Raw genomic sequence first — 13,438 nt, forward strand, 5'->3', positions numbered from 1 at the left:
AGCGGAGCCATCCGCTCCCATGACGCTTCGTTGAGAACCAGACGATCCAAGACACCCAAGGTTGCTTCCAAAAGACAGCCTTGAATCACATTCGACCGGCCTCGGGAATCCCAAGAGTCCACACCGCCTAGCCCTTGCCAGCCTGGCGGTAATCGGTGTCACTGCGGCTCCGCTTGAGGAAACGTAGAGGAACGGTATGGGGCGTCTGGCGGTCGCGTGGTTACTATGCCTACTTGCGGCGAGTGCCGTAGCGCAGGAGGCGCCTACAAAACTATCAGAGCAGACGGTACAGGCTCCACCAGTCCAGCTCGAGCATCGGCCCCAAAGTACAACTCAGCCCGAGCAGGCACCTGAGCCCGAGCCAAAATCCGCCGTGCATTCGACGCCCGTCCAGCCAAGCGTCCTGCCCCCAAGCGCCGAAGGGAAAAGCCAAGCCAAGGCAGAGAATGGCAGCGAGGAAGGAACCGAGTTCTGGCCACCGTTCGCGGGCCTAAAGCTCAAGATCACGGACACGATTCTGGTTGTGTTCACTGCGGGATTGTTCTTCGCGACATATGCCCTGTGGCTCGCCACCCGTGCGCTGGTACGCGGCTCGGATAAAACCGCCGCCCGCCAGTTGCGCCCTTATGTCGTTCTCAAACCCTTTGTTCATAAACCCGAAGTGAACTTCATCACAGATCGCGTACAGTCGTGGAGCTTTCGTTGCGTCTGGCACAACGTTGGCAGTACACCGACCAAGCACATGATCACTCGCGTTGGCCTGCTCAGAAAATATTCAAGCCAGCCGCTGGATTTTGAAGCCGATGTTGCGGATAAAGTGCCTGGTAGTCCCGGCCGATTGTTCCTTGGCCCAGGAAATGAAGCTGCTTCCGAGAAGTTCGCTGTGTCCGCTGACGAAATGGTTTTAGTATTATTGGATGAAACACAAATCTATCTATGGGGATGCGTTGATTACAACGATACGTTTCATAAGACACCCCGGCACCGAACTGAGTTTTTGGCAAAAATAGTCGTCGTTGGCGATCCGCAACTGAAAGACTGTGAGATCGGCTATCAGCTTTGCGGCCCCTTTAACGGGATTGACGACGAATGCTACGGTAGGCCCAAGCCATACGATGCGAAAGCGCTGAGCTAACGCCTGTCTGGTAATTCTCTTCACGACCGACCCCAAAGGTTGGAGGTGGCTCTAAGCGGCTGAAATCGCTTATGACCTTTGCGCCAAGATACCGCACCGAATTCCGAAGGGTTAAGAAGGCGCATCGCCCCACGCGGACCGGCTATGCGTGGCGCTCACGCACGGCGCTGTATCGCCGAGATGAAGTGCGACGGAGAACCGAGTGAGATGCGGACACCGATCAGGGTGCTTGCGGCGATAGGGGCCGGCGTAGCGGTGGGCCTCGCCGTGATGGCACGCGATTATGCGATGGACCTGGAATGGGCGGTGACGCCGGAGCAGGTGGCCGACGCGAAGGCATCGGGTCAGGCCGGGGTGGCGCTTGGGAACGGACGCATGGCGGTGCTGCCGGTGCGCAGCGAGCACGCCGATCTGCTCCCCATCAAGTGGATGCTGATCGGGCTCGCCGCCGGGGGCGTGGTCTTCGCCGGCACCGGGCGGCGGCGGCGGCCGGTTTAGAGCGCCGGGACGCACGCATCGATCACGCGCCCTTCGGTCGACACTTATCCAGCCATCCGCGCGAGATCCGTCGCGCCCTTGCCGACGACATCCGCGAGGTGATCGATACCCTCGGCCTTCATTCGCGCAGTCAGGCCGGCCTTGATCGTCGTCACGAGCCCAGGCCCGCCATAGACCAGTCCCGAGTAGAGCTGCAGCAGGGTCGCGCCGGCGCGAATCTTCGTCCAGGCACTGTCCGCGGAATCGATACCGCCGACACCGACGAGGGGGATCTGCCCGCCGATCCGCAGATAGGTCTCGGCGAGAAGACGTGTCGAAGGTCCAAAAAGCGGCCGGCCGGACAGGCCGCCGGTTTCGCGCGCGAGGGTCGTCTCGGCCAGGGTCGCGGGCCGCGCGATGGTGGTATTGGAAACGACGAGCGCCTGGACGCCGCGGCGGAGAGCCGTGGCCGTCATTGCGTCGAGGGCGTCGAGGCCGATATCCGGCGCGATCTTGAGCAGGATCGCCGTCTCGGGCCGAGCGGCATCCCGCGCCGCGACGACCCGGGCGAGCAACTCGTCGAGAAAGGCCTCGCCCTGGAGGTCGCGCAGACCGGGCGTGTTGGGAGACGAGACGTTCACCGTCACGAAATCGACCACGGGGGCCAGAGCGGTGGTGCAGGCAACGTAATCGGCGAGCCGATCCGTCGATTCCTTGTTGGCGCCGATGTTGACCCCGACCCGTCCCGGGCGTCCCCGGCGGGCGACGAGACGCGCCTTCACCACGTCGAGGCCTTCGCTGTTGAGGCCGAAGCGATTGATCACGGCACCGTCGCGCATCAGCCGAAACACGCGTGGACGCGGGTTGCCGGGCTGGGCCAGGGGCACCACGCCGCCGACTTCGACGAATCCGAAGCCGAGCCCAAGAAGTGCGTCGGGGACCTGCGCGCCCTTGTCGAAGCCGGCAGCGAGGCCGACCGGATTGGGAAAGCGCTGCCCGAACGCCGAGACGGCGAGACGCGCGTCATCCGGCACCGGTGCGCGCGGCGGAAGCAATCCGAGGCCCCGGATCGTAACGGCATGTGCCGTCTCGGCGTCGAGCCGATGCAGGAGTGGCTTCACCAGTGGGAACAGCGCGTCGATCACGACCGGATCTCCTCGGGCAGAACCCCGTCCGGAAAGACATGGCGGCCGTCGGGGCCCAAAGGCAGAGCGATCACCGACCGCACCGCCGTGAGTTCGAGGGGGCCGTAGAGATGCGGAAACAGATCGCCGCCGCGCGATACCTCGTAGCGCAGGGCAGGGCCGAGTTCGTCGCCGTCGATCACTACCAGTACGAGGTCTTTTGCACCGGCAAAGTGCTTCGAGGCGGTCTCGGCGACCTGGGCGGCGGTGGAGAAGTGGATGAAACCATCCTGAAGGTCGATGGCGGCTCCGGTGAAGCGACCTTCTCCCTCGGCGGCCTGCCAAAGGTCGCGTGGGCACAACTTATAGATGAGCGACATCCGTCGTCCCTCCTGCAGAATTGAAGGCAGCGCCCGGGCGGCGGCCGACAGCATGTCGGATCGCGATAGAACGCGCATCGCACCGTCGCAACCGCAGCCGGACTACGCACACGGAATCATCGTCCCGTCGGGACTCAGCGTTGCTTTTCGAAAATTTTAGTTCTACTTTCCTAAGATTAGGCAGGCCGTCTTAGCTTGTCTGTATGACTCGGGCCCGTCATGCTGTCGCACGAGCAGATCTGGACCGCGATCGATCGGCTGGCCGAACGTCACGGCTTCTCCGCATCGGGCCTTGCGCGCCGCGCCGGCCTCGACGCCACGAGCTTCAACCGCTCGAAGCGGGTCGGTCCGGATGGGCGCAAGCGCTGGCCGTCCACGGAATCCATCTCAAAGGTTCTCTCCGCCACCGGCGCCAGCCTCGACGATTTCCTGCGCCTGATCGAGGTCCGCGAAGGGCCCGCCCGCACGATGATCCCCCTCATCGGGATGACCCAGGCGGGATCGGGACGCCTGTTCACCGACGAGGGCATGCCCACGAGCGGTCCCGGCTGGGAGGAGATCGAGTTTCCCGATCTCGGGGACGATCGCGCCTTCGCCCTCGAGGTGCAGGGCGATTCGATGGCACCGCTCTATCGCGACGGCGACGTCCTCATCGTCTCGCCCTCGGCCAGCGTGCGCAAGGGCGACCGCGTGGTGGTGCGCCTCTCCGCCGGCGAGGTCCTGGCCAAGGAGCTCAAGCGCAAGACCGCCCGCACCATCGAACTCGCCTCGCTCAATCCCGAGCATCCCGACCGCCTGATCAATGTCGGTGACATCGCCTGGATCGGCCGGGTGATGTGGGTCCGCCAGTAGGGCGCCGGCCTGCTGAGCCGCTGAGCCGAAGCCACAGGGGCGCGGCTTTGCCCCGCCTGCGGATAGGGTTATGGCTGAGCCTATCCGGGGTCGCGCGCCTCGCGAGTGCGGACCCGCCATGGCATTGCCTCGACTGGACGAGACCGCACCGGACCCGGCGCTCGCCGCTCTCCTGACGGCGTCAGGCCTCGCAGCGGCCATCCTCGATGGCGCAGCTTCGGACGCCCGAATCGTCTTTGCCAATCCGGCATTCCTCGTGCTCACCGGCCACGGGGTCGGCGACGCCGTAAGCTGCCTCCTCGGCCCGGATCACGACCGCGGCGCGCGAACGCTCCTGGAGCAGGCCCTGGCCGGCGAGAAACCGGGAGGCGCGGAGATCCTGGCATTTGCCGAAGGCGGTTCCACCTTCTGGGCGCAACTTTTCGTCGCCAATGTTGCAGGCTCGGGTCTACGTCTGATGCAGGTGGTCGATGTCACCCGGCGCCGCGATGCCGAAGGGGCGCTGGCCCTGTCGCGACAGCGCGAGGCGCTGGGATTACTGACGAATAGCGTCGCGCACGAGTTCAACAACTTCCTGCAGATCCTGATCGGCTACATCGACGGGCTCAAGCGCCGCCTCGGCGACCGCGAGGACCCGTTCATCCAGCGGGCGGTGACCCGTTCCACCGATGCGGCCGAACGCGCCACGATTCTCACCCGGCAACTCCTCGCCTTCTCGCGCCGGATCGCCCCGGACGTGCGGCCGGTGGATCTGAATCGACTGATCGAAGACTTCGGGGCGCAAATTCGCCCGACCCTGCCGACACGGATCGTCCTGGACATCACGACGGCGCCCGTGCTGTCCGCCGGACTCAGCAACCCGACGCAGGTCGAACTCGCCCTCAACCACATCGTCGCCAATGCCTGCGAAGCGATGCCGAAGGCCGGCCGGATCACCATCGCCACCTTCGCCGTGCCCCCCGGCGACCGCGGCCTGCAGCGACCGGGCGACGGCGCCGTCGGCATTTCCATCACCGACGACGGCCAGGGGATGACGCAGGAGATGGCGGCGCGCGCACTCGCCCCCTTCATCACCAGCCGGGAAGCCGGGCGTGGAACCGGTCTCGCCATCGTCCACGGCCTGATGAAGCGCCAGAACGGTACCGTCTCCCTCGACAGCAGCCCCGGCTCCGGCACCGTGGTGCGTCTCATCTTCCCAGCCGCGATCTGACGCTCGGACCGTCTCTCACCGATAGTCACTGCGTTGTTCGACACGAAAGCGAACCGGCGCCCGGACTAAAACTCGCGCGCGAACGTCACCATATCAGGACCGGCGTTTCCGCCAGGGTTTCCAACGATCTTCAACAGAGGCGATTTCATGCTCACCTCCACCACGCGTCGCAAGCGTACGGCGACCATCCTCGCGCTTGCCGCGTCGCTGGCCATCGCTGCGCCCATCGTCGAGGCGCGTCCTGGCAGCGGCGGTGGCATGGGCTCACGCGGCTCGCGCACCTACGCGCCGCCGTCGGCTACGACCACCGCCCCCGGGGCCCCGGCACCGATCCAGCGTTCGCAGACCCAGCCCGGTCCCGCCATGGGGAATCCCGGTATGACCGCACCGGTACAGGGGCGTCGCTTCGGCGGCGGTTTCTTCGCCGGGCTTCTCGGCGCGGGCCTGCTCGGTGCGTTGCTGGGTGGCGGCTTCTTTGGCGGCCTCGGTGGCATCGCATCCTTCCTCGGCCTGATCCTGCAGGTCGGCCTTGTCGTGCTGATCGTCTCCTTCGCGGTGCGTTGGTTCCGTCGCCGCCAGGGTGCTCCGGCAACTCCGGCCTATGCCCGTACCGGCGATGCCGGCCCCGGAAATTCCGGCACGAACGGCGGCGGGCTCGGTAGCAGCGGACTCGGCGGAGCCGCCAGCTACGGCACAGCCCGGCCCGGCCCAGCTCAGGCCCAGCCGCAGCGCCCGGTCGATATCGGACCCGGCGACTTCCAAAGCTTCGAGATCGCGCTCAACGGGGTCCAAGAGGCCTATGGCCGCGAGGACGTGGTAGCTCTGCGCAATCTCGCGACGCCGGAGATGGTTGGCTACTTCGTCGAGGAATTGCGGGGCAACGAAGCCAAGGGCGTCGTGAACCGGCTCTCCGACGTGAAGCTCCTGCAGGGCGACCTGTCGGAATCCTGGGCCGAGGGTAATGCGGAATACGCCACCGTAGCCATGCGCTATGCGATCAAGGACGTGACGATGGACCGTCGCAGCAACCGCGTCGTCGAGACCGGCGAGCCGGAGGCGCTGGAATTGTGGACCTTCGTGCGCGAGCGCGGCGGCCGCTGGATTCTGTCGGCGATCCAGCAGGGGCGCTGATCCGCTCAGCACCACGTCTGACCAGTCATTTAAAAGGCCGCGCAGCATCAGCTGCGCGGCCTTTTACTTTGCCAGCGCCCGCGCCATGGCGACGAAGCCCGAAACTGGCACCTCTTCGGCGCGTGCGGTCTCGATGATACCGGCAGCCTCCAAAAGATGGGCCGGATCTGCGGTTGCCGCCTTGAGGCTCTGACGCAGCATCTTGCGGCGCTGGCCGAAGGCCGCGCGGGTGACGCGCTCCAACGCCTCGACGCGGCACGGCAAAGGCTCGGCCCGCGGCGATAGCCGAACCACGCTCGAGGTTACCTTGGGCGGCGGCACGAAGGCAGAGGGCGGAACGTCGAACAGAATATCGGCCTGCGTGCGCCACCCGCACAGTACGCCGAGCCGACCGTAATTGGCGCGGTCGGATTCGTCGGCGACGATGCGCTCGGCGACCTCGCGCTGGAACATCAGGGTCAGCGAATCCCACCACGGCGGCCAGACCGGCGCAGTGAGCCACCCGGTGAGCAGCGGAGTGCCAATGTTGTAGGGCAGGTTGGCGACGATCCGCACCGAACCGGTTCCGATCAGCGGGACCGGATCGAAGGTGAGCGCATCGGCGTCGACCACGTCCAACCGGCCCGGATAGTGGGCGGCGATCTCGGCGAGCGCGGGCAGGGCGCGCGGATCGCGCTCGATAGCGATAACGCGCGCGGCTCCGGCCGTCAGCAACGCCCGCGTCAGGCCGCCCGGTCCCGGACCGATCTCGACGACGGTGACGCCCTCGAGCGGACCGGCCGAGCGGGCGATCTTCCCCGTCAGGTTGAGATCGAACAGGAAGTTCTGGCCGAGTGATTTCTTGGGCTCCAGATCGTACTTGCGCACGACGTCGCGGAGCGGGGGGAGACCATCGTCGCTCATGGGTGGAATCCGCTCAGGCGCGCGGCCAGCCGGAGGGCGGCCATGAGGCTGTCGGGCCGGGCCAGCCCCTTGCCGGCGATATCGAAGGCCGTGCCATGGTCCGGCGAGGTCCGGATGAACGGCAGGCCGAGGGTGACGTTGACGCCCTCGTCGAAAGCGATGGTCTTGATCGGGATCAACGCCTGATCGTGGGTCGGCGTCAGCGCCACGTCGTAAGTCGCGCGGGCGCGGGCATGGAACAGGGTGTCCGCGGGTAGCGGGCCGCGGATATCGATACCCTCGTCCTGGAGCTGCGCCACAGCCGGCTCCAACACGTCGCGATCCTCAGTTCCCATGGTTCCGGACTCGCCTGCATGCGGGTTGAGACCTGATAGGACGAGACGCGGACGCGCGATGCGGAAGCGCTGCGTCAGATCGGCGGCGACGATGCGGGCGGTGCGCACGACGAGGTCCTGGGTGAGGAGTTCAGGCACCCGGCGCAACGCCACGTGGATGGTCACCGGCACCACCGCGAGGGTCTCGCTCCACAGCATCATCACCGGCAGGGGTACGGGCTCGCCCGGCTCCACCGAAAGAGCGGCGAGGAACTCGGTGTGACCGGGATAGGCGAAGCCGACCTGGGTCAGGACATATTTGGCGATGGGATTGGTCACCATCGCGGTGGCGATGCCGGCGCGGACCAAGCCGACGGCGGTGGTGATCGATTCCAGCGTCGCTCCGGCATTGGCGGGATCGGGTCGTCCGGCGATCGCGCCGATTCGGGCGCCGGATGGGAGCGGCATCACCGGTAGCGCCCGGGGGAACACCTCGGTGGCGTAGTCCGGTCCGACCTCTGCGATGGGGATGGAGAACCCGAGTTCGCTGGCGCTCCGCTCGACGAAATCCGGATCGCTGACAAGGAAGAACGGCGGCAGGCCGGGGCCGGTGTCGCGGGCCTGCCATGCCATCAGGGCGATTTCCGGCCCGATCCCAGCCGGATCGCCGAGGGTGAGGGCGATCGGCTTATGCTCTATCAATGCGGGTCTCGTCCTCGCTCAAGCGCCAGGTGCGTCTTCATGAAAACCGCCACTGGCTCTATCGTACTGCTATCGCATGTCAGCTACGGAAAAGCGGGTTCCACTTTTCCGTAGCAGGCTCTAGCGCTCCGACCGCGTCGCAGGTCGGGCGCGTCGAGGCAAGGTCGGTGTTGTCAACGGACGGTGGCGATGCCGTCCGATGTGGTCGCCGTACCGACGTTCTGGCGCAAATCCACCTCGCCGAGGGTCTTGAGCTCGACGCGCAGGAGCACCGTACGGTTGCGCTCGGCGGTGCCGAGGGCCGCGGCGATCGGCGAGACGATATAATTCAGCGACACCGTCGTGCACTCGTCCTGATAGCCAGCTCCGAGGCTGATGCCGGAGAGATAGGCCTTGCCGGGATTGACGTAGACCGGCGCTACACCAACCGGATTAGTGAGGAACGCGGTGTAGGCATCGGCGAAGTTGTCGCGCACGTCGAGATAGTGGCTGAGATCGACCAGTGCCGAGCCGGTGACGAACCAGTTCGGCGTCACGTGGTAGGTGGCCGACGCCGTCACGCCCTCACGCTTGTGGACGAACCCGAGAGCCGGCTGCGCTTCGTAGAACGAATAGAACAGCGACAGATCCACCGGCGCGAACGGCGCGAGGCGGGCGGTGATGCCGGTCTCGAAGCGGCTCACGTGGAAATCCTGCTGGTCGAAGCGGGCGCGGGTGATGAACGAGATGTTCTGGTTCGGTGAGACCTGGACACGACCGACATAGTCGGAGAACCGCTTGTCGAGGCCGGAATCGAGGCCGACATTGGCAATGTCGCCGCGCCGGAACGAGTTCACGCCGGCAAGCTGAATCGACTCGCCAAACAGCACGTTGGCGTACCAGCCCGCAGGCGTCACCACCGAATATTGCGCGCCGAGATTGGTGCGTACCCCACCCTCGACCCGGTCATAGCCGGAGAACTTGTCCCATTCGAACAGCGAGGTGTCGTCGAAGACGAGGCTCTGCGCATCCTCGTTGGGCAGGCGGCCGATATGGGTCTCGCTCGGGCGCAGCACCAGCTGGGCGATGGGCTCCAGGGTGTGTACACCCAGCGGCCCGAAATTGCTGACGAACGGATAGCGGTAGTCGACACCGACGGCCGGCATCACTCGGCCTGAGAAATCCTCGTCCTGCCGTCCGATGTTCTGCACCAACGCGTTCTGATAGCCCGAATTGCGCGGATCGACGAAGAACGCATCGGTGCGCAGATAGGCGAACGGCGTGATGACCTGGCCGGCATCGTCGATGAAGGTCCGGCGCCAGGACACCTGAGCCGAGAGGCGCGTGTCAGTGCCAGCCAGTCCACGCACCAGGCAGGTGCTGCGGGTGAAGGTCAGGCAGGTCTCGTAGAGCGGATAGTTGATGCCGTTGGCGCTCGGGCTCAGCAGATAGGCGCCGGTGCGCGGGATGCCCTGATAATCCGTGGCCTCACGGCTCAAGTGGGTGATGTTCGACTCGAAGCGAACCTCGCCCCCGAGGAAGCCGGGGCCGTTGATGCGCTTGTCGTAATCGATGACCGGAGCGACCAGCGGCTGCTCCTTCTGCCAATCGAAGCTCGACAGACCCTTGAAGTAGTAGCCGCGGGCCTCGAACCACGAGCGATCGCCTTGTCCGATCAGGAACCCGGTAGAGACAGCCTCACGGAAATAGTCGGTGGTGATGTTCTGGTTTCGGATGCGGTAATTGTCGAGGAACCACTTGTCGGTGACGCCGACCACATCCCAGCCGGTGCGCCAGCGGTCGCTGATGTAGAACTCGCCCTTCGATTCCACCGATCCACGAAAATCGCGGTCGCCCGCGCCGAGCGGGCCGGGCAGGAAGGCGCTCGGCGTCGTCTGGAAAATGCCGCTGACGCGCAGGTTGAACGAACCGGTATCGAGCCTGTGACGGTATTCGGCCTGCCCGAGTACGCCCTGATTGCTCAGGAAGGCCGGCGAGAGCGTGAGATCGTAATTCGGTGCGAGGTTGATGAAGAAGGGTGTGGATACGCCCCGCCCGAGCGCCGTCGACGAGATGAATCGCGGCGTCAGGAAGCCGGTCTTACGCTTCACGGTGGGGTCGGCCGCCTCGAAATACGGCAGATAGGCGAGCGGGATACCGGCGACCTCGAGGGTCGATTCCTCGAACGAGATGATGTGGGTCTCGTTGTTGTGGATGATTTTCGCCGCACGAATCTGCCAGAGCGGCGGCGTCTCGGGGTGGTTCTTGCACGGTTCGCAGGCGGTGTAGGTGCCGTACTCGAAGCTCGTGCGCTCACCGTCGATGCGCTCACCCCGGGGCGCGGAGAATCGGGTGCGGACCGGCTGGCCCTTCGACTCGATGGTCTGCTGGATGCGCAGCGCATCGATGAAGCCGTTCTTGAAGTCGTCGGTCAGCTCCATCTTGTCGCCGGTCAACACGGCGCCGGTCTCGTCGGTGAGGCGGACGTTGCCCTCGGCGAAGACGCGACTCGTATTGCGGTCGTAGAGCACGCGGTCGGCCTGGAGAGTCCGCGGACCGTAATGCAGCTCGGCGTTGCCGCGCGCCGTGACGTTGTTCTTGTCGTTGTCGTAGATGAGCTCGGCCGCTTCGACGAGCAGGCGCTCGCCGGGCTTACCGGCAGCCGGAGACGGGCCCTTCGGGGCCTGCGCCTTGAGAGACTGAGCTTTCGGAGCCTGCGCATTGGCGGATTGCGCAGCCGCAGGCCCTACGGCCACCGTGGGCACGGCGGCTGTGAGCAATGCCACCCATCCGGCGGCGAACGCGATGTCGGCGACCTTACGCAACGCGAGTCCCAACTCCAGCCACGATCCCACTCCGCTTCCCGACCCAGAGCCCGACATCAGCCGTCCTCCTGATAGAGAAGCGTAAGCGTACCGAGAAGACTTCCTACCACGGCCGGGAACCAGGCCGCCACCGTCGGCGTCACGATCCCAGAAGCGCCGAGGCCCTCCATGACCTGTCGGGCGACGTAAAGGAGGAACCCCGCCGCCACACCGCCAAGCACGAGCTTGCCCACTCCACCAAAGCGGAAGAACCTTAAGGAAACGCTGGCCGCCACGAGCACCATGGCGACGAAGAGGATCGGTCTCGCCATGAGCACATCATACTGGAGTCGATAGCGCGTCGCATCCAACCCAGCCCTCTCCGTGCGTGCGATGGTCTCGGGAAGTTGCCAGAAAGGCACAGATTCCGCGGGGGTAAACCGCTGCCGGACCTGGGCGCGATCGAGATTTGAGGCGATCAGGTAGGTGTCGAAGCTCTCGGGCGGGTCGCCGAGGGGATGGACGCGGGTATCCTGCAGCTCCCAATAGCCGTCGTGGAGCGTCGCCCGCGCTGCCTCGATCTGCGAAACGAAGAGGCCGGCATCGTCGAACGTGAAGACCGACACGCCGGCGAGGGTGGTGGTGCCTTCGATGGCCGTCTCGGCGCGTATAATCGCCTGCCCGTCGAGGCCGCGCTGGCGAATCCACAGATCCTTGCCGGACCCGGCCTTGGTGGATTTGGCGAAAATCTTTGCCTCGATCTCGGTGGAGCGCTGCTTCATCATCGCCGAGACGGGGTTGTAGACCCCGACCGTGAGGGCGCCGATCGCTAGGGCGACGAAGAGCCCGGGCTGAAGGAACTGCCAGGCTGAAATGCCCGCGGCACGGGCCACCACGAGTTCGAGCTTGCGCGAGAGTTGGAGGAGGGCGGCCATCGAGCCGAACAGGATCGCGAATGGCAGCACACCCTCCGCCACGGCTGGCGTGCGGTAGAGCGAAAGCTGCGCCATCAAACCTGTGGACGCGCCCTCGGCATCACCGGCACGCCGCAGCAGCTCGACGAAATCGAGGGTGTAGACCAGGGTGAAGACGGTGAGGAACACCCCGAGGATCGTGCGCACGAAGCGCATGGCAAAATAACGACCGAGGGTGGCGCCGATCAGCATCGCGAGCGCGCCCTCAACCCGTGCCGAGGCGTGGCCGCCGCAGGAGCGCTGCGACAAGGGCGCCGAACGCCTTGGCCACCCGGGCGTTCCAGGCGCGCACGGCAGCACCGTTGAAGATCATCAGGCTGGAGATCGCGATGGCCAGGAGCGGCACCGCGTAGATCGCCACGACCGCCGCCTGGCTCCTTGCCGCAGCGCTGGTGGCCGCAAAGCCCGCGATGCGCAGGACCACCACCGCGAGGACGGCGCCCGCCACCGCGAGGCCGCGCCCCTGGCGCGTGGTACGCGGATCTCCGAGCGCGGCAAACGCGATGAAGGTGAGCGCCAGCGGGTAGAGCCAGGAGGACAGCCTGTCGTGGAGTTCCGCCCGGAAGCGGCCCTTCTGAAGCCGGTAATAGCCTTCGCTCGTGTCGGGGAAGATGAGTTGTGTCGTCGAACGCTCGCGCGGCTTGTAGGTCACGTCGGAATCCGGAGGCGTGAAGGCGGCCAGATCGACGGTGTACCGCTCGAAGGTGATGATCGAGGAATCGCGGCTGTCCTTCTGCTGGCGGTGCACGCTGCCCTTCTCCAGAGCGAGATAGCTCTGGCCGCCATACTCCACCGCCTGGCCCCGCTCGGCGAGGTAGACCACCGACTTTCCGGCCTCGCGCTTGTCCTGGATGAAGATGCCGAGCAGCGTGCCGCCGGGGCCGCGCTCGCGGAAGTGGAAGGTGATGCCGCTGTCCAGGCTGGTGAACTGGCCTTCCTTCACCACGTTGGCGATAAAATCGCCACGCACGCGGGTGAGAACGTCGCGCAATTCCTGGAACGAGGACGGCATCACCTGGATCGTCAGGAACGCCACCGCCAGGCTCACGGCGAGCCCAAGGGTGAGAAACGGGCGCAATATACGGCGTGGCTGCATCCCGGCGGCCGACATCACGATCAGCTCGGAATCACCGTTGAGCCGGTTCAGCGCATAGACGACGGCGATAAACAGCGCGACGGGTGCAATAACGGTAACGAGGGTCGGCAGCGACAGGCTGGTGATCAGAAAGAAGATGATCAGCGTCTGGCCTTTGGCCGTGATCAGGTCGAGTTCGCGCAAGGCCTGCGTTACCCAGATCGTGCCGGTGAGGCCGATCAGGCAGGCGAGGAAAGCTCCAAGCGCGATTCTGAAGATGTAGCGCTCGATCTGCGTCATCGGTTCTCGCGGCCGGGAAATCGGACCCGCCGGCAGCGCAAGCCTCCGGCGACGATCGATCTAGCGCCGCCCCCGCAC

The 13,438-nt window shown here is 65.5% G+C and carries 12 protein-coding genes; 5 read left to right on the forward strand and 7 right to left on the reverse strand.

Translation table 11 applies throughout. The annotated features are described in order from the left end of the window. The first annotated feature begins 373 nt into the window (after nucleotides 1-373). Nucleotides 374-1,135 carry a hypothetical protein gene (locus G3T14_RS17095; protein ID WP_163643742.1) on the forward strand — a complete coding sequence of 254 codons (762 nt, stop codon included), beginning with the start codon at nucleotides 374-376 and terminating at the stop codon, nucleotides 1,133-1,135. A gap of 207 nt (nucleotides 1,136-1,342) precedes the next feature. Continuing rightward, on the forward strand, nucleotides 1,343-1,633 hold the full coding sequence (locus tag G3T14_RS17100; protein WP_163643743.1) for a hypothetical protein: 291 nt from the start codon (nucleotides 1,343-1,345) through the stop codon (nucleotides 1,631-1,633). A gap of 44 nt (nucleotides 1,634-1,677) precedes the next feature. On the opposite strand, the gene G3T14_RS17105 is transcribed toward G3T14_RS17100, so the two are convergent. Further along, the gene (locus G3T14_RS17105) at nucleotides 1,678-2,757 is read right to left on the reverse strand and encodes a quinone-dependent dihydroorotate dehydrogenase (protein WP_163643744.1); all 1,080 of its coding nucleotides are present in this window, start codon (nucleotides 2,755-2,757) and stop codon (nucleotides 1,678-1,680) included. Continuing rightward, nucleotides 2,754-3,116, reverse strand: a complete 363-nt coding sequence (locus tag G3T14_RS17110) for a DUF952 domain-containing protein (RefSeq protein ID WP_163643745.1) — start codon at nucleotides 3,114-3,116, stop codon at nucleotides 2,754-2,756. Before G3T14_RS17110 ends, G3T14_RS17105 begins: the two co-directional genes overlap by 4 nt. A gap of 219 nt (nucleotides 3,117-3,335) precedes the next feature. On the opposite strand from G3T14_RS17110, the gene G3T14_RS17115 reads away from it, so the two are divergent. The 3 genes from G3T14_RS17115 to G3T14_RS17125 all read left to right on the forward strand — a co-directional run bounded on the left by G3T14_RS17115 (nucleotide 3,336) and on the right by G3T14_RS17125 (nucleotide 6,309). After that, entirely contained in the window at nucleotides 3,336-3,968 is a 633-nt protein-coding gene (locus G3T14_RS17115) for a helix-turn-helix transcriptional regulator (RefSeq protein WP_163643746.1), read from the forward strand. Between the two features lie 118 nt (nucleotides 3,969-4,086). Continuing rightward, entirely contained in the window at nucleotides 4,087-5,178 is a 1,092-nt protein-coding gene (locus tag G3T14_RS17120) for an ATP-binding protein (RefSeq protein WP_163643747.1), read from the forward strand. Between the two features lie 147 nt (nucleotides 5,179-5,325). Beyond that, nucleotides 5,326-6,309 carry a TIM44-like domain-containing protein gene (locus G3T14_RS17125; RefSeq protein ID WP_163643748.1) on the forward strand — a complete coding sequence of 328 codons (984 nt, stop codon included), beginning with the start codon at nucleotides 5,326-5,328 and terminating at the stop codon, nucleotides 6,307-6,309. Between the two features lie 63 nt (nucleotides 6,310-6,372). On the opposite strand, the gene rsmA is transcribed toward G3T14_RS17125, so the two are convergent. The 5 genes from rsmA to lptF form a co-directional block, all read right to left on the reverse strand. After that, the gene (gene rsmA, locus G3T14_RS17130; protein WP_163643749.1) at nucleotides 6,373-7,212 is read right to left on the reverse strand and encodes a 16S rRNA (adenine(1518)-N(6)/adenine(1519)-N(6))-dimethyltransferase RsmA; all 840 of its coding nucleotides are present in this window, start codon (nucleotides 7,210-7,212) and stop codon (nucleotides 6,373-6,375) included. After that, entirely contained in the window at nucleotides 7,209-8,228 is a 1,020-nt protein-coding gene (gene pdxA / locus G3T14_RS17135) for a 4-hydroxythreonine-4-phosphate dehydrogenase PdxA (RefSeq protein ID WP_163643750.1), read from the reverse strand. Before pdxA ends, rsmA begins: the two co-directional genes overlap by 4 nt. A 173-nt stretch (nucleotides 8,229-8,401) precedes the next feature. Further along, nucleotides 8,402-11,089 (reverse strand): LPS-assembly protein LptD, encoded by a 2,688-nt coding sequence (locus G3T14_RS17140; protein ID WP_163643751.1) that lies wholly within the window; start codon nucleotides 11,087-11,089, stop codon nucleotides 8,402-8,404. Continuing rightward, the gene (gene lptG, locus G3T14_RS17145) at nucleotides 11,089-12,177 is read right to left on the reverse strand and encodes an LPS export ABC transporter permease LptG (RefSeq protein WP_163643784.1); all 1,089 of its coding nucleotides are present in this window, start codon (nucleotides 12,175-12,177) and stop codon (nucleotides 11,089-11,091) included. Before lptG ends, G3T14_RS17140 begins: the two co-directional genes overlap by 1 nt. A 13-nt stretch (nucleotides 12,178-12,190) precedes the next feature. Next, the gene (lptF, locus tag G3T14_RS17150; RefSeq protein WP_163643752.1) at nucleotides 12,191-13,360 is read right to left on the reverse strand and encodes an LPS export ABC transporter permease LptF; all 1,170 of its coding nucleotides are present in this window, start codon (nucleotides 13,358-13,360) and stop codon (nucleotides 12,191-12,193) included. Nucleotides 13,361-13,438: the final 78 nt, after the last annotated feature.

The sequence above is a fragment of the Methylobacterium sp. BTF04 genome (assembly GCF_010692745.1).
In the GTDB taxonomy this organism is placed as follows: domain Bacteria; phylum Pseudomonadota; class Alphaproteobacteria; order Rhizobiales; family Beijerinckiaceae; genus Methylobacterium.

Excerpts from the sequence above, each read along its gene's own strand:
- G3T14_RS17100 (WP_163643743.1), top strand. The coding sequence starts at position 1,343 with ATGCGGACACCGATCAGGGTGCTTGCGGCGATAGGGGCCGGCGTAGCG.
- G3T14_RS17110 (WP_163643745.1), bottom strand. The coding sequence starts at position 3,116 with ATGTCGCTCATCTATAAGTTGTGCCCACGCGACCTTTGGCAGGCCGCC.
- G3T14_RS17115 (WP_163643746.1), top strand. The coding sequence starts at position 3,336 with ATGCTGTCGCACGAGCAGATCTGGACCGCGATCGATCGGCTGGCCGAA.
- G3T14_RS17120 (WP_163643747.1), top strand. The coding sequence starts at position 4,087 with ATGGCATTGCCTCGACTGGACGAGACCGCACCGGACCCGGCGCTCGCC.
- G3T14_RS17125 (WP_163643748.1), top strand. The coding sequence starts at position 5,326 with ATGCTCACCTCCACCACGCGTCGCAAGCGTACGGCGACCATCCTCGCG.
- rsmA (WP_163643749.1), bottom strand. The coding sequence starts at position 7,212 with ATGAGCGACGATGGTCTCCCCCCGCTCCGCGACGTCGTGCGCAAGTAC.
- G3T14_RS17140 (WP_163643751.1), bottom strand. The coding sequence starts at position 11,089 with ATGTCGGGCTCTGGGTCGGGAAGCGGAGTGGGATCGTGGCTGGAGTTG.
- lptG (WP_163643784.1), bottom strand. The coding sequence starts at position 12,177 with ATGCTGATCGGCGCCACCCTCGGTCGTTATTTTGCCATGCGCTTCGTG.
- lptF (WP_163643752.1), bottom strand. The coding sequence starts at position 13,360 with ATGACGCAGATCGAGCGCTACATCTTCAGAATCGCGCTTGGAGCTTTC.